Origin of the sequence: Bacillus sp. Cr_A10 (assembly GCF_029222665.1) — a bacterium.
GTDB lineage: Bacteria > Bacillota > Bacilli > Bacillales_A > Planococcaceae > Psychrobacillus.
In genome coordinates, this window is record NZ_JARHXR010000003.1 from 23915 (window position 1) to 43989 (window position 20075).

Consider the following 20075-nt stretch of genomic DNA (forward strand, 5'->3'; position numbering starts at 1 on the left):
TATGAAAAAGACTATATTTATACTAATGTCCATACAATTTTTAGTTTATCTTGGTTTTGGAATAATCATACCTATATTGCCAGAGGTTATTTTGGAGCAAAATTATAATGAAATACATGTCGGTGGTCTATTAACAGTTTACTCACTAGCTTCATTTTTTACTGCTCCATTTTGGGGAATGCTTTCGGATCGTACTGGAAGAAAGACACTCATTTTAGTTGGACTAGTTGGTTTCAGTTTAAGCTTTTGGCTATTTTCATTATTTTTTGATTCGCTCTTTATGCTTTATCTCTCTCGTGTCGTTGGAGGTCTTTTTTCAGGAGCCCTCTACACAGCTGTAACGGGATTTGCAGCAGATCTATCCAACGAAGAAAATCGCAACAAATATATGGGGCTTCTTGGAATGTCCATTGGTCTAGGATTTATTTTTGGACCAGCTATTGGTGGTGTTCTCGGACACGTAAGCTTATCACTTCCATTTACCGTGTCTGCAATTTTATTGCTAGTAATTTTTGTATATGCACTTATTATATTGAAGGAGCCAGAGAGATCTGGAGAAGCGAATAAACGAGCACTTCTTCCTAAGGGTGCTGCGAGTCTTTGGTCATATCGAATAAAGTATTTATTCCTATTTTCATTCATGGTGACGTTTTTATTGGCTGGATTAGAAGCAACCTTCCAGCTGTTCCAAATCGAGAAAGTTGCCATTACCCCTTTGCAAATCGGCTATTTGTTTATGTTTAGCGGCTTCGTGGATGCGGCAATTCAAGGCGGAGTGGTACGACGAATTAAAAACGGTACAGAAACGAAATGGCTATTATACGCACAAATCATTACTGCAATTGGTCTATTTATGACCGTATTTACATCGAGTATTTTCTGGGCAGGATTCTCCCTTTGTGTGTTTACCGCTGGGAATGCACTAGCTAGAACAACAATTGTTTCACTTACTACGAAGGAATCTGGTGGAAGCTACGGTACAGCGGCTGGTATGACTTATTCGATGGATAACTTAGGTCGAATTATCGGCCCATTATTATTTGCATGGCTTTTCACAATCCAACCAAATAATATTTATATGTTCTCTGGTGTACTCGCAGTTCTTTCCATCGGATTAATCTTCGCATATCGTAAATCTACAAAATCATTGAGAGAAGTAGCGTGAGATTGAGGGATTGTAAGTAGAGATTGTGCGATACTTGATCGTCATTGAGCGATTCACCTAATTTACCACAAAACGCCAAGGATTTTCCTTGGCTTCAGGTAGCAGCTAAATTTAGATTTCTAAAGTGTCACTTCAGACTTGTTTGAAAACGCTTGTCAGTCGAGGCGCGCCGACACGAGGCGGAAGCGAATAGAACTTAGGTTCATGAGCTTACAACGAAGTGTAAGCAACGAAGAATGAAAGCGTTTTTCAACAGTCTGATGCCAAGGATTCGCTCCTTGGCATTTTTTTATTGTAACTCTGGTTGCGCAGTTTGTAATTCAGGATGTGCTGCTCTTACAACGGATGGTCTTGCAAGTAGTAATACCACCAAGATTAATACAAGGCTTGATACTATGAGAATACCTTCTGCCGGTAAAACATCGTATAAGAAACCAAACAATACCATTCCAAGCGGCATGAGAGCCATTGCACAAGTTTCAATGATAGAAAACACGCGCCCCTTATAATCATCCTCAATCATTTTTTGCATCATCACTTGAATTGGTGTATTAGTCACAATCATCGATATACCAAAACCAAACATAAGGAGAATGTAAAAGCCTACTAACCAATTATAGGACATATCGAACAGCAAAGGTAATGCCACTCCGCCCATTAGCACTCCCATCACCACGATACTCCATTTAGAAACTAAAAATGGATACTTTAGCTCTTTACGAGAAGTAAAATAAATGGACATAATCAACATTCCGATTGCAAATGCTCCTTCAGTGAATCCAAAATGCTGAGCATTTATTTTTAATTTCTCAATTAAAATAAATGAATATCCCACTTGGTATGCACCGAACAGAAAATTAATAAAAAGAGAAATTACAACCATCGTTTTTAAAATGGAATGTTTCATTAAATAGTTGAATCCCGCCTTCATGCTTTGAAGCATCGACTCTTTTACTTCTCCCTCTACTACCTCTTTCCGTTTAGCAAATAAATTAAAATTCATCGTGGACTCTAAGAGTACTGCAATAATCGATGCAGCCATATACATAACAAGAAAAACTGGCATTGTTACAGTACCATAGAGTAACCCACCTACGGCTGGACTACCAATTGCAGCAAATGAAATGGATATTTGATTTAAAGACATTGCCTTTTGTATTCTTGCTTCATCCACTAGTCCTGTGATTGACGAGCTAAATGTTACACCTGAAAATAATGAAGTGATGGATAAAATTACAGTAGTTGTATAAATTGCTAACAATGATAAACCTGCTGTTAAACTAACAATTAGCAAACCACCAATTGCAATTGTGGTGGCAATTTGAGCAACGATGACAATCATTTTCCTAGAGTAATTATCAGCTACATAACCAGCAAAAGGTGCTACAAGCGTCCTTGGTAAAATACTACAAATCAAATTCATTGCAAAGCTTGAGGCAGAACCAGTTAATTGCAAAATATAAAAGCTGATGGCAAATGAATACACTTGCGCCCCAAATGTTGATATGATCTTGCTTATCGTGAATGTCCACAAATGATACGTTGCCCTTTTGAGCTTTAACACTTCTTCCATTTTTATTTCCCCTTTTTTCAAATTCTCATTGGTAAAAGGCCGAGATTTTGAATCGCAAATACGATTTACCCCTGTTCAAAATCTTTGGCAACCACCAAAGGCCTTACTTTTTTTCTATGTAAAGAAAATAATACCATATTTATCCTTTCAATTCAACGAAAAGTTTAATATAATTAAACAAATGGATAAAGAGGTGATTCTTGTGCCAACATTAGGCGATCGCATACGCAAAATTAGAAAACAACAAAAGATTACATTAGAAGCACTTGCAGGCTCAGAACTCACTAAAGGAATGCTTAGTCTAATTGAAAACAATAAAGCCAATCCTTCTATGGAAAGCTTAAATTACATTGCCTATCAGTTAGGAGTAGATGTTTCAGAGCTTTTGGAAGAAGTAAGCACACAGGATTTAAGAGAAGTATTAGAGAAGGCTGAACTACTTTTTAATACGAAGTATGAAGATTTAACGAATGAATATGAACAAATAATCGATCTAATCGAGCCATGTGTCCCAAAGCTCACTCAGGGGTATGAAGCAGCTCGTTTACTTGAATTGTATAGTAGATGTATATCATTAAAGGACAAAGAATATTCTCTGAAGCTATTAAAACAAGTAGCTTTAATGTATGAGCAATTAAATTTAACAACCAAACGGGCAGAAATAGGGACATTTTTTGCTTTAGTTCCTTATACTAATCACAATTATCAGGAAGCGCTAAATATTTTACTTTCAGAGCGTTCTCAGTTAGAAATGAATCCCTTATGGATTGACCCTCTATCTCGACTAGACTATGACTATCTGGAGGCTGTTCTTTATTTTGCAGTAGGTCAACATGAAGATGCTATCGATAAGATGGAAAAAGCAATTGCATATTCAAATAAGCATAAAATATTTAAGCAAGTAGATAATTTATATCGATTAGCTACCGCCCACGCTATGATGGCTACGGACGAAGAGAAAAAAGAGTATTATTTACAAAAGTTACTTGCATATAGTGAATTTGCCGAGGATGAGGATTCGAAGATTTTCATTTCGTACGCTAATATTCACTACTTAACTTCTTTTAAAAAACTATATAAAGAAGCAGACCAGTTATATAACGATACTTTTAAGGTCCGCATACAGAATAAATTATTCGCACCTTATTTCCTACTTGAAAGAGGAAAAACATTATATGGTTTACAGCAATTTGAAGATGCACTTAAAAAGTTAGAGGCAGTTGAAATCCCTAGTATTCTCCATCACCCATTTGATTTGTCAATATTCTACGAAAAGGATGCATATGCTGCATTATGCTACATGGAGCTTGGTCAACAGGAAAAAGCTTTGGAAGCAGCACAGTTTGCTATAGATAATATCAATAAAATGCCTGACTCTCCGTATAAATCCTTTATTAAAGAGACGTACGAGAAAATCACTGGGGGAAAGTAGTCTATGAAGAAAAATTGGTTTTGGGGAGTTATTAGCCTTATTGTGATAAGTTGGATTGTCAATTCCATTTACTTTCAATCGAAGCAACTAGAGGAACCAGTTATTCTAAATGCTTATTTAGATATACCAATAAGTGATAGTACAAATTTTTCCATACATTATATAACGAATAAAAAAGATATTATAGAGTTGCAGTCGCTTTCCATTGGCGCACAAAGCTTATGGAATGAGCGAAACTTCACATTCCCTGGTTTCGAGAATCCAACTGCACAATCTTTCAATCAAGAATTTACTCATCATTATTCAAAAGAGGCTATGTTCAGCTTAGGCGAAGAGGATATAAAAAACTTTCAAGAGGAATTAAAAAATCATAATCAGATATACGCCACTTTTACAAACGGTCAGACTGTGCCGTTAAATTTAACAAAATTAAATTTCTCCCCTCACAAAGTTTCCGATATAGAATTTGTAAATAGTGGAGGTCTTGAATATAATGGCAACTCTCTAGCGGAATATCTATATATTAAAGAACCCTTAAAGATGGAGGCTTTTGAGTTACCAAAGGAAGTTCAACAAAATATCGATGTAAAACTGATGGTATGGAAAGATACAGATGAACATAGCCCTATTATAAGAGAAGACGCTTCAAAAGAATGGGGGGATCTGGACGCTCCTCTTTATACAGATGTAAAATGGCCGCTTCAAATAAATGCAGGAGATTCAATAGGAATTTTCTTTCACACGAAAGATGACTTGGATAAGGCAAAAACGATTAGACTTATCCAAGATTGGACAGGTGAGGATGCCGACGGGACTCAAATCAAGCACGTGATCAATATTATTAGTAATCCTATATTGACGCAAGATCAAGTGAATAACATTGTAAAGAAAGCGAGAGGTGAAGCGAAATGAGAAATGGATTCAAACAGCTATTCATCGGCTTTCTTTTCGTGTTCATCAAGTTTCACTTGATCGTTGACCTCTTGCCAGATTTTATCGGATATATCTTTGTTTACAATGGTATCAAACAAATAGCGACTTTATCCTCTCAACCTTATGAGAAACTAAAGGTCCTATCGATTATTTTAGTTATTATTTCGGTGCCTAACTTCTTTTTAAATGATCAAGTTATCCAACTGAATGAATGGCTAGGATATTACTCAACTCTTCTCAGTTTGCTGAAAGTGATTCTTATATATTTATTGTTTGCCCTTCTGCAAGAGGTTGCAAAGCAGCTTCCATATAAAGAAGGTTTCATTTCAACTAAGCGAATGTTCTATTGGTATATGGCGATTGCTTTGCCATCCTTGTTCATACAATCGTTTTTAATGAATACAACTTTCGATAATAGCATAACTGGGAGTATTTTGATTGTAGTGTTTATGCTAATCATTGAGATTTCTTTCCTAGTATATTTAAACAATATGCGAAAGAGATATCCTAGAAATGCAATTTATGAAGGTTTTGAAAAAGGGGCAGTCTCCTAACTTGGAGACTGCCCTATTTTGACTGTGTGGACGTATTATTTTTTATCCGCTCAGAAATTCTTTTATCTGGTCACATTTTTTTCTAAACGGTCAGATTTTTTAGTTTCCGGTCATTCTATTTACTATCCGGTCACAATCTTTCATTCACCGTGATAAGCACGATAATTATCAAGCCATTCCATAAATTTAGTCCATGCATCTTCAAAATCAGGTTGGATGCATGAAATTTGTAGCAAGCCGTTTTCAATTAAATAATCGCTTTTATAATGCAGATCAAATCCTGACATTCTTGCGTCTTCCGCTAAGTGCGGATAATTCTTTTCCTTCCACGTAAAAATCATTGGATAATGTTTATCTGCTAACAGTTCAATTTGATGCTGTTTCACATCTTCTTCGATAAATCGCATCCGATTATGTAATTGTTTATATCTAAATCCTCCATCATATGCCTTTAATGCATATTCTAAACTCAATACAAACTGGGAAGGCATTGTAAATGGAACTGCGTGATTACTTCTAAATGCTATATCTAAATACGTTGGTATGTTTTCACTTACTGTAATGTCCGTATTAGCAAATACAAATGCCAAGCCACTCATTGTTCCAATAGCTTTTCCACTTACCCCCGTAGCTAAATAAACACCATCTAGCTGAAAAGGAAGTGAACCAAATGAACTCACACAATCTGCACATAACAATACATTATGACGCTTACATATATCAGCTAACTTCTCCAATTCATTCAACATTCCAGTAGAGGTCTCACCATGTGTCATTAGCAACCAGCTATAATTACCTGTAGCAAGTTCTTTTTCAATCGCAGCTATATCAAAGGAAGTTCCCCATTCGTACTTGTCAACCTCAAAGGAAAGTCCCCATCTTTTCGCTTGCTTTTCCAAACGTTCTCCGAAGGCACCATTTGTTAGTAGTAACCCCCTCTCGCCAAGCACATGCAATTGGGCAATCATCGCTTCATTGGCAAGAGTTCCACTCCCAACTAACAGATGGACTTGTGCTGCTCCACTCATCTCTAGCAGACGACTCTTCACTCGCTCCAGCATTACCTTGAACTCATGCGAACGGTGGGATATTGGCTTTTCTAAAAATGCCTGTTGAATAGATTCCGATTGTTGGACAGGCCCAGGATAAAATGAATATCTTTTTTGTTTAAAACGAGCAGCAACCGAGTTGTCAAATCGTTCTCTTGTCAGTACCATCGGAACAAACAGAGCTTCTCCTGTCCCGACCGTGTCTGCAAAGGGTTCAAAACCTAGCTGGTTATATAGTTTTTGTTCACGAATCGTCCCTGATATGACAGCTGCTCCATAGCCATTTTCATAGGCATAATCAGACAATGCCCTAGCTAAATAATAAAACACTCGTCCATTTCGATGTGCTTTATCAACCGCCATTAATCGAACTTCGCAAAGCATCCCTTGAAGTGCATCCTCAGGAAGTAAATCCTCTACTGGACCAAGTTTTAGATCTAGCGAAAAAGGACGGACTGCTCGAAAGGCAACCATCCCCGCTAGTTCTTGATCCTTCAATACAATCACATATACGTTTTCATGATGAAATGGATCGACTCTCATTCCACTCGGATCTGGTTCATGCTGCGGAATCTCTTCCACGAATGTCTGATAATTTAATCGAGCGATTGCATCAAATTCTTTTTCGGTCCGTGCAATTTTACACCAATACATAACCCCAAACTCCCCAATCTATTCACTTGAATGATAGCGTTCCGTTCTCTTTTCCAATAAAGTGATTCCGACCGCTAATAGGATAACGCCTAAAAGTAACATCATACTAACATACGTCCAAACGTTACTTAAGGTTTCCCCATAAATGGTAACTCTCTTTAATGCTTCCATTCCGTAATAGATAGGAGACAACCATTTCATTGCTAGCAAGCCTTCTGACTGTACGATCTCGAGTGGCCAATAAGCACCGCCGATCATTGCAAAAGCGACAGATAGCAAAGAAATAATTACACTGCTTTGACTTACTGTTTTGACTAACGAGATAACAAATAAAGAAAATGCCATCACAAGTAATACATAGAAGCTACAAATGACGATAACCTTCCATAATCCCCCGTACATATTTGTGCCAACTATAAATCGGAAAACAAAAATGACTAAAAGCATTTGGACCAGTCCAATTAAATAACTAAACGATAAATGCCCAAAATACAATTGAAATCTACTGATTGATGCTAGCTTCAAACGATTCCATACTCCTGAACGTTTATCTTCTAATATAAATTGTACATTTATAGAGATTGTATAAAAAACAAAATAAAGCATAAAACCAAATAAACTTTGTAATGCTCCATCATAGCGGAACACTTTTGACTCATCCATCGATGCTTCTTTTATTTGAAAAGCAGGATTTTCTAAGCCTTTTTCTACTTCCTCCCACTTACTTTCCCCACCTACATCAATTATCTGATATTGAAAAGCTAGCTCATTATAGATAGTCTCTACATTTAAAGAAAGATTTCTTACTACATCTGACTCTGTGTCTGCTAGAACACTATACGTTTTTTCATTTAGCAATACACCGATCGTGTCCCTTTTTTCCTTTATTGTATCCTGAAGTTCTTGCTCCGATAAAACAGTTATTGCATAATCCTCTTCTATCTGTATCCTCTCTAAAACTTCCTTACTCATTTTAGATTCATCCGTAGCAATTAATAGAGACAATTTACTACCAACTGAACCACTTAACACATATGCAAAGATAACGGTCATGATAGTCATTGAAATGAGAATAAGTGGCTTTCTTTTTAAGTTTTGTAACCTTGCAATCCATATACCCTTCATGATGTCACCCCTCTTTTTGGAAATAAAACAATAGAGAGAAACACACAAAGGCTAAATGCCACAACCAAAACAGACATAAATGGCCATATTACCTCTAATTCTCTACCTTTTTGAATGGATAGGATGGCAGTCATGGTAGCTCCATTTGGTGTAAGATTACCGATATTGGCAAGTAGTGTAGATACTTCCCCTATATTGAAAAAAGAACCACCAAGAAATGAGAATATAGTAATTACTAAGCCATTAAATATATTCGCTGCTCCCTCTGACTTCGTTCTAAGTTGAAGGGTGGTCAGTAATGCTGATAGTCCCCCAATAAAAAAGCTATAGGTTAAAACGGTAATAGCCATTGCATCTAGTCCAATCCACTCGATTCCAAGCACAAACTTCCCATAAAGTAGAAGTAACAATTGTTGAACAAAAGCTACCAGCGTCCCTGTAATAAAAATAGAAATTGAGTACCAATTAGCCGATACTCCTGCTAAAATAATTCGGTCATATACCTTCCATTGCACCTCCTGCAAAGCAAAGCCTGCTAAAAATGACGGGATATACAGAGCAAACATCACAAGCATTCCAGCAGTGTAGTAAACAGAGGCAGGAATTTTTCTTTCACTTTCTTCCAGCACCTGTTCCACTTTTTCAACACTTGAACTGTTTAGCAAACGTTGATCCAGTGATAATCCAGCTTTCGTAAGAGCAAGTGACTTCGTATAGCCATTTTGCCATTCATTGATTACGGATTGAATAATAGAAGCTCGTATTTCATTTTCTTGACTAAGAAATAAATCAATCTCTGGTGTTTGCGTCTCATTAAAATAAGCCATTTTTATATAATCCAAACGAAAACTCGATGGAATTGTTAATATACCATCCGTATTTTCGTCTTTTCGAATATTTTCTAAGTCTGTAAACTGTTTCTTTTCAACCACTATATACTCCTTTATACCATCGGTTGATAGAATGGAGTCTTCTAAAATTTTTATAGGATCATAATTTTTCATTTGAATTAGTACCGAATCTAAAGAAGAGCCGCTCAATCCCTGTTCCTTTAAGAAATTTATGATAGATTCCTCTTCTTTCTCCCAGCTAGAAGTATCTATTAAAACTAATCTTGCTTGAATAGCTGGTTCCCCACCACTATTCATCACACCAGCAAGCGCAGTAGAAAGAATTGTAATAAGTACAAGTGGCATGAGTAATAAAATAATAAGTGGTTGCTTGTTTCGTAATAGCATTTTTATTTGCTTTCCAATTAAAGTAAGTAGCATAGCCATCCCCCTAGTCTCTTAATGCTTTTCCTGTTAAATGTAGGAATACATCTTCAAGAGAAGGTATTTTAATGATGGCCGAAGTGATTGTCACATCATTTTCTGCAGCTATTGCGAAAATGCTAGCAAGTGGCTCTTCCTTTTTAGGCATGGATAATAGCAGAATATCTTCTTCATGACGAACACTGGCAGCAGGAAATTGTTTCTTCAGTACCTCCCCAAACTCTTTTGAAAGTAAATGTCCCTTTAATTCAATCGTTTGATTATCAGAAACTAGTGATTTTAACTGCTCTTTTGTACCGAAAGCAATAATCTCACCTTGGTCCATAATATAAATTTTGTCACAAAGGAGCTCAACTTCCTCCATATAGTGACTTGTATATAATAAGGTCATTCCTTCCTCAACAAGCTGTTTAACAGTATCTAAAATATACGCTCTTGACTGTGGGTCAATCCCTACGGTTGGTTCATCCATAATTAAAATAGATGGATTATGTAAAAGTGCAGCTCCAATATTAAGGCGACGTTTCATACCACCAGAAAATGTTTTAACAATGTCATTTTTTCGATCAGTTAATCCAATTTTCTGTAATATTTCTTCTACACGTTCGGTCAATAGTGAACCTTTTAAACCATAGATTCTACCGAAAAAAGCTAGGTTTTCTCTTGCCGATAGCTCAGGGTATAAAGCAATTTCCTGAGGAACTACCCCCAATGTTTTGCGAAGCGACTCGGGATTTTTATTGATCGATTCTGAATTCCAAAGTACTTCACCACTTGTTGGCATTACTAAAGAAGAAAGCATGGAAATAGTTGTTGATTTTCCTGCCCCGTTCGGCCCGAGAAGTCCAATAGATTCTCCTGCTTCTAGCTGCATATTTACTTGGCGAACCACTTCCTTTGTCTTAAACTTTTTATGAAGATTTATTGCTTGTAACACGGCTCCATCCCCTTTATCAATTAAATTCACATTGGCGTATATCCGTTCTCGTTTAGATTGAAAATCTGAGACATACGCCGGAGGTTTTAACTCCAGTCAGTCGAGATTTAGACCTGGATTAAAGTTGGTATTTAGTACAATTATACCAAAATTCTTTTGTAATATTAAAAAACCACAAGTAAAGTTTATGTTAAGAGCATAGATTTTATTTGAGCGCATACAAAAAAGCTGTCCGATAAAGGACAGCTTTTTTTGTAATTTTGTTATTCTACTGTTTGTGTTTCTAATGGTGCATTATAAACGTCTTTATCTAATTCACCGGTTACTTTCGCAGTTGTAACACCTGCAGTCATTGATCCACTCACGTTTACAGCTGTACGTGCCATATCAATTAATGGCTCTACTGAAACGAGTAAACCAGCTAATGCAACTGGTAAATTCAGAGCAGAAAGTACAAGTATCGCGGCAAACGTCGCTCCACCACCTACACCTGCAACTCCAAAAGAACTAATAGCCACTACGGCAACTACAGTAAGAATAAACATCGGATCTAAAGGATTAATACCTTGAGATGGAGCAATCATAAATGCTAGCATGGCAGGATATACACCCGCACAACCGTTTTGCCCAATGGACAATCCAAAGGAACCAGAGAAATTTGCAATACCTTCAGATACGCCTAGTTTATTTGTTTGTGTATTAATATTAATAGGTAAAGTACCTGCACTTGAACGTGATGTAAATGCAAAAATGAGTGGCTCTGCTGCTTTTTTCACATACGTTATAGGATTTAAACCTGAAAGTGAAATAATTATTAAGTGGATTGCAAACATAATAGCTAATGCTACATAGGATGCTACCACAAATTTACCTAAATTATATATTGCTGCAAAATCAGATGTCGCAACGGTTCTAGCCATAATTGCCAGGATACCATATGGAGTCAATCGAAGAACAAGTGTCACTACACTCATAACAAGCGAGTACACAGCGTCTATTCCTTTTTTAATCGTAGCAGCAGTTTCACCATCTTTTCGAGCTACTCTCAAGTAGGCAAAGCCTAAAAATGCTGCAAATATTACAACCGCAATTGTAGATGTATCACGCGCACCCGTGAAATCTAAAAATGGATTAGCTGGAAGTAAATCAAGCATTTGCTGAGGAAGTGTTTTATCTCCTACTTCAGCAGAACGTGCTTCATAGTCCTCTGCGCGTACAGATTCTGCTTCACCTTGCACAATCTGATCTGCATTTAGATCAAAGATTGCTGCAGAACCAATTCCTATTAGTGCTGCTATAGCAGTAGTTCCAATTAAAATACTTAAAATAATTGCAGCCATCTTCCCAAAGTTTTTCCCAATCGTCAACTTCGTAAAAGCGCCTAGAATAGAAATAAATACTAGTGGCATTACTATCATTTGAAGTAACTTCACATAGCCAGTTCCTATCAAGTTATACCAATCTACGGATTTAGCTAACACTTCAGATGTTACACCGTAAATTAGATTTAATGCTAATCCTAAAGCTATACCTAAACCTAACGCTGTAAATACGCGTTTAGAAAATGATACATGTTTCTTTTGCATTACTATTAGAACACCCACGAACAACAGTAAGGCAGCTATATTAAGAATGATAAACAATATGTCCATTTCATTACCTCCATTTTTTCACCTAACATAGAATAATACTTTTATTCCAATAGGTCAAGTAGGTTATACTTTCTACCACATAATACCTAGTTTCTTCATTCTTTCCCCTAAATCGGATATACTAAAACTAACTTCCAAAAAAAATAAAATAGAAGGAGGTGAAACTGTGGCGGCTAGCATTATTAGTTTAATAGTGACAGGGACAATTATTTTAAATATTTTCTTTGCAATTGCATTAATATTTTTGGAACGTAGAGATGCTTCCTCTACTTGGGCTTGGATCTTGGTTTTATTCTTTGTACCTATTGTAGGTTTCGGTATTTATTTATTATTTGGAAGAAAGTTGCGTAAAAAGCATTTATTTCGTTGGGAAGGTAAAAACAAAATTGGTATCGATAAATTAATAGAATTTCAAATGGAAGCGATTGAGGATGATTCGTTTGATTTTCGTTTGGATGATGCCATGCATTATAAAGAGTTAATTATTATGCATTTACACAATAACCAAGCGGTACTAACTCAAGATAACAAAGTAGATATTTTTAATGACGGACGAAAAAAATTCCAGGCACTTTTGCAGGATTTAGAAAATGCAAAGGATCATATTCACATTCAGTATTATATTTTTCGTCTAGACAATCTTGGTCAAGAGATTTACCAAGTACTATTAGATAAAGCGAAGCAAGGAGTAAAAGTTCGAATTTTATATGATGACACAGGTTCACGCTCTTTGCGGAAAAGGCAATTTAAAGAGTTAATAGAATTAGGTGGCCGTGTAGAAGCATTTTTCCCTTCTATCCTACCTCTTATTAATCCACGTATGAATTATCGTAACCACCGAAAAATTGTCGTTATTGATGGTCGAATTGGTTATATCGGAGGATTTAATGTAGGGGATGAATATTTAGGATTAAATAAACGATTTGGTTATTGGCGTGATACACATCTAAGGATAGAAGGAAGTGCAGTACATCCACTTCAAACCCGATTTATACTTGATTGGAACCAAGCTTCCGCCGAACATGATATTGAATATTCCGATGTATTTTTCCCAGCCATCCCGATGAAAGGCTCAGTTGGATTGCAAATTGTTTCCAGTGGACCTGATTCCGAATGGGAGCAGATAAAAAACGGATATTTAAAGCTTCTAATGATGGCGAAAAAGTATATTTACATTCAATCACCATACTTCATTCCAGATGCGAGCTTTATGGATACACTTCGTATTGCTTGTCTATCTGGTATCGATGTTCGGATAATGATTCCAAACAAACCAGATCATATATTCGTTTATTGGGCTACCTATTCTTATGTAGGAGAATTAATAAAAGCCGGAGCAAAAGTATATATTTATGAAAATGGATTCCTTCATACAAAAATGATTGTCATTGATGATGAAGCCTCTACTGTAGGAACAGCAAATATTGATGTCCGAAGCTTTAAGTTAAACTTTGAAGTTAATGCATTTATCTATGACCGCGAAACTTCTCATGCGCTTGCAGAGCTATTCGAGGAGGATATGAAGTTATCTACTCCATTGACTATGGAACTATATGAGGAAAGAACTCGTATGATTAAGTTTAAAGAATCTCTAGCACGATTATTATCCCCAATCCTATAACTAGAAAAGTCAGCGTCCCTTAATGAGGACGCTGACTTTTTATATATCCAAATATTCTTCTAGCGTAGTGCCTGCTTCATAAATCTCGCCCGCTAGTTGCTTACCAACATAGCGGAAGTGCCATGGCTCGTACATATATCCGGTAATTTTTTCTTTTTCCTTTGGATATCGCATGATAAAACCATAGTTATGTGCATTGGCAGCAACCCATTTTCCAGCCTCAGTTTCTCCAAAGCTTTCACGCGCAAAATGTTGCTCAAAATGTTGTTCTCCTATATCAAAAGCAAGACCAGTTTGATGTTCGGAGTATCCTGGACGTGCGCTATAGCGATCCGCCTCTTCTTGCCCATCATTACTCACATATCTCTGATAAAGTGTAGTTTGATATTCAAATGAACGATATGTACTAAATGCAACGAGGTCAAAACCAGAAAGTTTTGCTTCGGCAGCCATTTCTTCAAATGCTGCTCTTGCATCCTTACTTTCTCCAGGGTCAAATGTTGAAGGTAGTGGATACTTTTTACTTGCAATGAGTACTCCTTGGAAGTATGTCGGTTCCGTTGGTAACGTTTCATGACCTATGTATCCATTTGCTCCTGACATATCGACTTCAGGCTCTTCGACAACTGGTGGTTCTACTACCTGCTCTTCTTTCGTCGGTTCCTCTGCTTCTTGCTCATCTATCATGTCTTTTTCTTTTTCCTCTGTAGTCATCTCTTCTGTTTTATTCGTCAGACCTAAAGATGCAAGACTTTCGTTTATATTCCAATCATTTATTCCAATCCAAGTGACAATGGCTGCAACTAACAATCCCAAAATTGTACCCGAGACAATATATGGCCATTTTTTTTGTTTTTTCTTTTTAAATAAACTTTGTCGAGAATGCATTGTCTTCCTTCTTTCCAATAACGATACTATCATTTTAACATTTTTCTTCTAAAACTGGATGAGAAAATGGGTTGTCTTTGTGGACAACCCATGAACAAAAGTTATATTAAAACCATTCCTAGAACGACGAAAAATAATACGATAAATAAAATAGACATTCCCTTCATCCATTTTGCTTCCCGTTCAAAACCTTTTTCCTTAAAGCTGACCGCTCGGTAACCATTACTTAAAGCAAATATAGCTGTCATAAAGAGGACTGCCATGTTTAAATTCCCTACTATAATAAATATTAAAGAGGCAATGGAAGCCGCTGCAATTAAGATTCCAATGATCCAATTCTTATTCACTTTTAAACTACACCTCTCATAGAAAAAACGAAGCTATAAAAAGCTTCGTTTTAGACTGTTGACAAACGTTTTCGTTATACAGATTCTTCTGCTTTTTCTGGATGATTTGAATAAAATTTACGCCCTAAGTATGTTTGGAAGATTAAGATAATCCCACCGACAGCCCAGTACAATGGTAATGCAGCCATAGAGCTGAACGAGATGAACATAATCATGATAGGAGAAATATAAATCATCATTTTCATTTGTTGCTTTTGTTGCTCCGGTACCGTCCATAATGAAACTTTTGCTTGAACAAAATAAACCACACCTGCAATAAGCGTCATCGCAATATCCGGAGAACCTAAGTTAAACCATAAAAAGGGATGTGTTTTCACATCTGTTGAGTGCAGGATTGCAAAATATAATCCCATGACGATTGGCATTTGAATAAGCATTGGTAAGCAACCCATATTCAAAGGATTTACATTATGCTTACGATATAATCCCATCATTTCTTGTTGTAAAGCCATTTGTTCTTCTTTTGACTTTGTAGCTTTTAATTTCTTTTGAATCTCATCCATTTCTGGTTTCAATTTATCCATTTTTTCTTTCATACCTTGTTGATTCTTATAGTTTTTAAGCATCAAAGGCATTAAAGCAAATCGAATAATTAATGTAATTGCAATGATAGCAAGTCCATAACTACCATTGAATATTTCTCCAAAGAAATGAAGTAAAAAATCAAAAGGTCGAACAAAAATATTATAAAAAGTACCTTCTTTATTCTCTACTCCTGAACATCCGCTTAGAACAACTGCTGCAAAGACAAGAATAGAAAGCAAACTAATCTTCTTTTTCATTCATTCACCTTCATTTTTCAAACTATAACGAGTATACCTTCTATGAAGCTATTTATCAAATATAAACATAGCAATACTTATATAGCTCTGCTTTCATTTGGAAAATTATATTTGAAATTAGGGTATTCATGATGATCCCTAAACTGCTTCGGTGTTAGACCTGTATACTTTTTGAATATACGAGTGAAATAGCTTTGATTGCAAAAGTGAAATGAATCAGAAATATCGGAAATCCCTTTGTTCGTATGTCTTAGATAATACTGGCACTCCTCTACCTTACGAATATTTAAATATTCTACTAGAGTTACCCCTGTATGTTCCCGAAAAATTCGAGATAAATGACTTGTACTAATATTAAAACACTTAGCAATATCTTCCACAGTTAAATTTGTTTCAATTTCATCATTTATAAATAAGATAACTTTGTTCACTGTTTGATGACCAAAGGACGGTTTTTTTCTTTCTGTAATGACCAATACAAAAAACTCTACTAATTCATCTGCACATTGAAGAAACTGTGCATCGCTCATTTTTGTTTCTATAACGTTGACACTAGCGATATTAAAAGCCATTACCTTATCAGAGGGAACTTGGCTTTCTTGTAATTTCCTTGCCATCACAGCAACTAATTGTATGTAGTAATTTTTGACATACATAATCATTAACTTCTCAGCTCTAATAATAATTAAGTCTATGATTTCTCTTAATACTTTTTTAGCTTCCTCAAGCTCGAAAGCATACATATGAAGAAATAATTTTTTTTCTAAATCTAAAAACAAACTCAAACCTTCAATGCTGTTAATTACGCTTATTTCTTTTGTATACGCTTTGGAAAAGCTTTCTAAAAAAATCTTTTGTGAGTATTGCATAAGGACCTCATCTTTCTTTTTTTATAGTACTTTTGGTATTGTTCTTTATTGGGTACGTAGAATCATTTTATAACACTTTGTTGGAAAATGGAAACATTTATGATGATAATTTAGCTATTATTTGGAATTAATAATTTTAAGTGCTTTGGTAGTACCTTAATTTCAAATGGTGTACATACACCTTCATCCCCGTCAACGTTACAAAATAATGGTCGATCAGACTCCATGTAAACCTTTTTAGTCGTAATGACCTCCACTCCATCATCCTCTTTTAATGTGCCCAATAAAATTTTTGTACCCATTCGAACGAGGTTAGCAATACCAGATTTTTTAAAAATATACACATGAAGAAGTCCATCGTTGATTTCGGCATTTGTCATCATTTTTTCAAATCCACCTACTGAATTTGTTAAGCCAACTAAAACGAGCATCGATGTTCCAGTCCAGGTCCCATGGTCATGTTGAATAGTGAAACCCACCTCTTCGTTAGAAATAACTACTTTTGCACCTTCAATTAAATATGCTAATGAACCTAGTTTCGTTTTTTTCTCAACGGAAGTGTTCGCAACTCTACTTGCAATCTCACCGATTGCAACGATATTTCCAAAATATTTATTACCAATTTGAGCTATATCTACAAACTCTGTATTGGTCATCTTTAATGCCTCGATTGCAATCTCTGGCTCTAAAGGGATTCCTAATGCTCTTGCGAAGTCATTTACTGTTCCAAGAGGCACTATTGAAAATAGAGGTCGATATGATTGATTGGCTAGTCCGTTTATAACTTCATTTATCGTCCCATCTCCACCCATAGCTACGAGGAACTCCATTTTCTCTTCACAAGCTTGTTTGGCAAACGTAATAGCATCATCTTTTTTTTCTGTTTCCTTTTCAACTATTTGATATCCAAGTGCATCGAGAACTGTAAGAGCCCTTTCTTTATATGTTTCGGCTTCTTCCTTCCCAGATGAAGGATTAAATATAACCATTGCTTTTTTCAATCTATTTACCTCCTTTATTTGTAATTTTTATTTCCCTAATACCCTATTTACCTATTATGAAACAGATTACATAATAAAAAAGTGCTAAACTAGAGTAGAAGCTGAAATAGAAATGAGGAATATACTTGCGGGTATTTATATATATAATTGTCTTTTTTTCTTTTTTTGATTTATTTGCACAGCTACCTATAATGAGTCCTTACGCTAAATCTTTAGGTGCTACCCCATTCTTAACGGGCTTGGTTGTAGGAATGTATTCATTCTCAAATACAATCGGAAACATCATCTCAGGTTTTTTAACCGATAAAAAAGGTCCTTTTTCTATATTAATCATTGGTTTATTTGCTACGAGTATTTCCCTCTTTATGTACCAAGGGGTATCAGACCCAATCGGTCTATTAATTGTCCGCTTTATCCATGGACTGCTTGCAGGTCTTATCGTTCCTGCAGCTTTTACGTATTCTGCGAATCAAACCTCTGCTGAAAAGCGTGGAAAAAGTGTTGCATTATCAGGAGCATTTGTAGGACTAGCTGCGATTTTAGGTCCTGCTTTTAGTGGAATTATGGCTAGTAAAAAAGATGAAGTATTTGTCTTAAGTATCACAGGTTCTATTATGCTTATTCTTAGTATTTTATCAGTTTTCTTATTAAGTACAGTTTCCATTCACAAAAAAACGAAGGAAAATGCTTCTGTAACAGTAAGAGACATTTTTGCAGAAAGTGGTTTGGTAAAAGCATTTGCAGGTGCCTTTTTCTTGATGTTTTCACAGGGCGTACTCGCCTATATGCTCCCTTTAAAAGTACTGTATCTAGGGTATGATTCAAAAACAAGCGGACTATTACTGAGTACTTTTGGCTTTGTGGCAATTTTAGTCTTCATATTACCTATTAATCGACTATTTGATAAAGTTAAACCTATTAAAACACTCGCTTTTGGGATGGGATTAATGGGGATAAGCATGCTTTTACTCGGACAGATTGACACATTACAACTGCTATACGTGGGAATGAGTTTATATGGAGTAGGATTTGCATTTCTATTCCCCTCTATAAATTCGTTGCTAATTGACTCAACAGAACCTACTTATCGGGGAAAGGCATACGGATATTTTTACGCCTTTTTTTCAATAGGCGTGGTAGTTGGTTCTAGTGTTACTGGACTACTGCAACTTACTGCAAACGGCGGATTTCTATTGACGGGTGGATTGTTAATATGTTTATCAGTATTATCTATACTAAAAGATAAAAAAAATTGAGGGTCCCCATGCTGGAGACCCTTTCTATTAAGAACTCACTTCATTATATTCTGGAGTTTTCTTGTCCTTATTTTGCACTTCATCATTATAATATTGAACACTTGTCATTGCGCCTTCGTCTACCATCTTGCTATCGGGAGTATTGTGCGGATCTGGGTGCCCAGCAACAGTTAAATCGGAGCGATTATGTTTTTGTGCATCTATAAATGAGTTAACCTTTGCTTTTGTATTATTAAATGCAACTATCGCTTTATCACGATTTTCTTTTTTACTAAAATATGCATAGGCTCCCGCAGCAATTCCTGCTAGTAGTAATGTGTTATTTTTTCCTTTAGCCATGATATGTACCTCCTAATTTTTTATGTTCTACTTATTACTTACCCTTTATTTCAAAACTTACACTTTTTTATTTCTAACCATATAAACATGAGGAATTCCATCTTCATCAAATTCATCCGAGCTAGCATGAAAGTCAAAGGAACTGTAGAAGTTTTTCAAATGACTTTGAGCACAAAGTTGAATCGATTCTATTTGATAAGTGCGTTCTGCTTCTTCTAAAGCTTTTATCATAAGTTGTCTTGCAACACCAGTCCCGCGAAATTTTTCTTTCACAATTACTCTACCAATAGAGCATTCCTCATATTTTTCACCAGGTGGAAGTATTCGGCAATAGGCAATTATCTCATTTTCGTCGCAAGCAAATAAATGCAAAGAATTATAATCATAAGTATCCAATTCAGGGTAAGCGCAATTTTGTTCTACAACAAAAACATCCACGCGTAGCTTGAGTATTTCGTACAATTGATATACGTCCATTTCATTAAATTTTTGTAAATTCCATTCCATAAAAAACCCACCTTTCATTTTTATTATCACACAATAGTAGAAGATTGATATTATTTT

Annotated in this window: 19 protein-coding genes; 6 read left to right on the forward strand and 13 right to left on the reverse strand. The window is 35.9% G+C overall.

The window, feature by feature from the left end:
- Position 1: 1 nt before the first annotated feature.
- Positions 2–1165: an MFS transporter gene (locus tag P2Q73_RS02425; RefSeq protein ID WP_275783527.1), complete on the forward strand. Its 1164-nt coding sequence runs from the start codon at positions 2–4 to the stop codon at positions 1163–1165.
- Between the two features lie 289 nt (positions 1166–1454).
- Here the strand turns inward: P2Q73_RS02425 and P2Q73_RS02430 are convergent, their stop codons facing one another.
- Positions 1455–2738, reverse strand: coding sequence for an MFS transporter (locus P2Q73_RS02430; RefSeq protein ID WP_053591662.1), 1284 nt, complete (start codon positions 2736–2738; stop codon positions 1455–1457).
- A gap of 202 nt (positions 2739–2940) precedes the next feature.
- Here P2Q73_RS02430 and P2Q73_RS02435 point away from each other — a divergent pair, with 202 nt between their 5' ends.
- The 3 genes from P2Q73_RS02435 to P2Q73_RS02445 are packed head-to-tail and all read left to right on the forward strand — an operon-like array spanning position 2941 to position 5657.
- Positions 2941–4170 carry a helix-turn-helix domain-containing protein gene (locus P2Q73_RS02435; RefSeq protein ID WP_056830880.1) on the forward strand — a complete coding sequence of 410 codons (1230 nt, stop codon included), beginning with the start codon at positions 2941–2943 and terminating at the stop codon, positions 4168–4170.
- A 3-nt stretch (positions 4171–4173) separates the two neighbouring features.
- Positions 4174–5082, forward strand: a complete 909-nt coding sequence (locus P2Q73_RS02440; RefSeq protein WP_056830882.1) for a hypothetical protein — start codon at positions 4174–4176, stop codon at positions 5080–5082.
- Positions 5079–5657 carry a hypothetical protein gene (locus P2Q73_RS02445; protein WP_056830884.1) on the forward strand — a complete coding sequence of 193 codons (579 nt, stop codon included), beginning with the start codon at positions 5079–5081 and terminating at the stop codon, positions 5655–5657. The genes P2Q73_RS02440 and P2Q73_RS02445 overlap by 4 nt, the downstream gene beginning before the upstream one ends.
- Before the next feature lie 140 nt (positions 5658–5797).
- Here P2Q73_RS02445 and P2Q73_RS02450 read toward each other — a convergent pair whose 3' ends face one another.
- The 5 genes from P2Q73_RS02450 to P2Q73_RS02470 form a co-directional block, all read right to left on the reverse strand.
- Positions 5798–7360, reverse strand: coding sequence for an aminotransferase class V-fold PLP-dependent enzyme (locus P2Q73_RS02450; protein WP_275783534.1), 1563 nt, complete (start codon positions 7358–7360; stop codon positions 5798–5800).
- Between the two features lie 18 nt (positions 7361–7378).
- The gene (locus P2Q73_RS02455) at positions 7379–8485 is read right to left on the reverse strand and encodes an ABC transporter permease (RefSeq protein ID WP_056830889.1); all 1107 of its coding nucleotides are present in this window, start codon (positions 8483–8485) and stop codon (positions 7379–7381) included.
- Positions 8482–9756 carry an ABC transporter permease gene (locus P2Q73_RS02460; RefSeq protein ID WP_056830891.1) on the reverse strand — a complete coding sequence of 425 codons (1275 nt, stop codon included), beginning with the start codon at positions 9754–9756 and terminating at the stop codon, positions 8482–8484. Before P2Q73_RS02460 ends, P2Q73_RS02455 begins: the two co-directional genes overlap by 4 nt.
- A gap of 10 nt (positions 9757–9766) precedes the next feature.
- On the reverse strand, positions 9767–10696 hold the full coding sequence (locus P2Q73_RS02465) for an ABC transporter ATP-binding protein (protein WP_056830894.1): 930 nt from the start codon (positions 10694–10696) through the stop codon (positions 9767–9769).
- Positions 10697–10959: 263 nt separating this feature from the next.
- Positions 10960–12348: an L-cystine transporter gene (locus tag P2Q73_RS02470; protein ID WP_056830897.1), complete on the reverse strand. Its 1389-nt coding sequence runs from the start codon at positions 12346–12348 to the stop codon at positions 10960–10962.
- A gap of 166 nt (positions 12349–12514) precedes the next feature.
- On the opposite strand from P2Q73_RS02470, the gene cls reads away from it, so the two are divergent.
- Complete coding sequence (cls, locus tag P2Q73_RS02475; RefSeq protein ID WP_053591653.1) at positions 12515–13969, forward strand: cardiolipin synthase; 1455 nt, start codon at positions 12515–12517, stop codon at positions 13967–13969.
- Positions 13970–14008: 39 nt separating this feature from the next.
- Here cls and P2Q73_RS02480 read toward each other — a convergent pair whose 3' ends face one another.
- The 5 genes from P2Q73_RS02480 to P2Q73_RS02500 form a co-directional block, all read right to left on the reverse strand.
- The gene (locus P2Q73_RS02480) at positions 14009–14857 is read right to left on the reverse strand and encodes a M15 family metallopeptidase (RefSeq protein WP_053591652.1); all 849 of its coding nucleotides are present in this window, start codon (positions 14855–14857) and stop codon (positions 14009–14011) included.
- Positions 14858–14958: 101 nt separating this feature from the next.
- Positions 14959–15204 (reverse strand): hypothetical protein, encoded by a 246-nt coding sequence (locus P2Q73_RS02485; protein WP_056830900.1) that lies wholly within the window; start codon positions 15202–15204, stop codon positions 14959–14961.
- Positions 15205–15278: 74 nt separating this feature from the next.
- On the reverse strand, positions 15279–16046 hold the full coding sequence (gene yidC, locus P2Q73_RS02490) for a membrane protein insertase YidC (protein WP_053591650.1): 768 nt from the start codon (positions 16044–16046) through the stop codon (positions 15279–15281).
- Between the two features lie 77 nt (positions 16047–16123).
- Positions 16124–16915, reverse strand: a complete 792-nt coding sequence (locus P2Q73_RS02495; protein ID WP_053591649.1) for a helix-turn-helix transcriptional regulator — start codon at positions 16913–16915, stop codon at positions 16124–16126.
- Between the two features lie 110 nt (positions 16916–17025).
- Entirely contained in the window at positions 17026–17916 is an 891-nt protein-coding gene (locus tag P2Q73_RS02500) for a diacylglycerol/lipid kinase family protein (protein ID WP_056830902.1), read from the reverse strand.
- Positions 17917–18041: 125 nt separating this feature from the next.
- Here P2Q73_RS02500 and P2Q73_RS02505 point away from each other — a divergent pair, with 125 nt between their 5' ends.
- Positions 18042–19172 carry an MFS transporter gene (locus P2Q73_RS02505; RefSeq protein ID WP_275783546.1) on the forward strand — a complete coding sequence of 377 codons (1131 nt, stop codon included), beginning with the start codon at positions 18042–18044 and terminating at the stop codon, positions 19170–19172.
- Between the two features lie 27 nt (positions 19173–19199).
- On the opposite strand, the gene P2Q73_RS02510 is transcribed toward P2Q73_RS02505, so the two are convergent.
- Positions 19200–19511 (reverse strand): hypothetical protein, encoded by a 312-nt coding sequence (locus P2Q73_RS02510; RefSeq protein ID WP_056830906.1) that lies wholly within the window; start codon positions 19509–19511, stop codon positions 19200–19202.
- 57 nt (positions 19512–19568) lie between these two features.
- A complete protein-coding gene (locus tag P2Q73_RS02515; protein ID WP_275783550.1) occupies positions 19569–20018 on the reverse strand; it encodes a GNAT family N-acetyltransferase in 450 nt (149 codons plus the stop codon).
- Between the last annotated feature and the right edge of the window lie 57 nt (positions 20019–20075).

What these genes read in the sequence shown, in the direction of transcription:
- P2Q73_RS02470 (WP_056830897.1), bottom strand. Translation starts at nt 12,348, where the DNA reads ATGGACATATTGTTTATCATTCTTAATATAGCTGCCTTACTGTTGTTC.
- yidC (WP_053591650.1), bottom strand. Translation starts at nt 16,046, where the DNA reads ATGAAAAAGAAGATTAGTTTGCTTTCTATTCTTGTCTTTGCAGCAGTT.
- P2Q73_RS02440 (WP_056830882.1), top strand. Translation starts at nt 4,174, where the DNA reads ATGAAGAAAAATTGGTTTTGGGGAGTTATTAGCCTTATTGTGATAAGT.
- P2Q73_RS02510 (WP_056830906.1), bottom strand. Translation starts at nt 19,511, where the DNA reads ATGGCTAAAGGAAAAAATAACACATTACTACTAGCAGGAATTGCTGCG.
- P2Q73_RS02495 (WP_053591649.1), bottom strand. Translation starts at nt 16,915, where the DNA reads ATGCAATACTCACAAAAGATTTTTTTAGAAAGCTTTTCCAAAGCGTAT.
- P2Q73_RS02450 (WP_275783534.1), bottom strand. Translation starts at nt 7,360, where the DNA reads ATGTATTGGTGTAAAATTGCACGGACCGAAAAAGAATTTGATGCAATC.
- P2Q73_RS02515 (WP_275783550.1), bottom strand. Translation starts at nt 20,018, where the DNA reads ATGGAATGGAATTTACAAAAATTTAATGAAATGGACGTATATCAATTG.
- P2Q73_RS02455 (WP_056830889.1), bottom strand. Translation starts at nt 8,485, where the DNA reads ATGAAGGGTATATGGATTGCAAGGTTACAAAACTTAAAAAGAAAGCCA.
- P2Q73_RS02430 (WP_053591662.1), bottom strand. Translation starts at nt 2,738, where the DNA reads ATGGAAGAAGTGTTAAAGCTCAAAAGGGCAACGTATCATTTGTGGACA.
- P2Q73_RS02445 (WP_056830884.1), top strand. Translation starts at nt 5,079, where the DNA reads ATGAGAAATGGATTCAAACAGCTATTCATCGGCTTTCTTTTCGTGTTC.
- P2Q73_RS02425 (WP_275783527.1), top strand. Translation starts at nt 2, where the DNA reads ATGAAAAAGACTATATTTATACTAATGTCCATACAATTTTTAGTTTAT.
- P2Q73_RS02480 (WP_053591652.1), bottom strand. Translation starts at nt 14,857, where the DNA reads ATGCATTCTCGACAAAGTTTATTTAAAAAGAAAAAACAAAAAAAATGG.
- P2Q73_RS02460 (WP_056830891.1), bottom strand. Translation starts at nt 9,756, where the DNA reads ATGCTACTTACTTTAATTGGAAAGCAAATAAAAATGCTATTACGAAAC.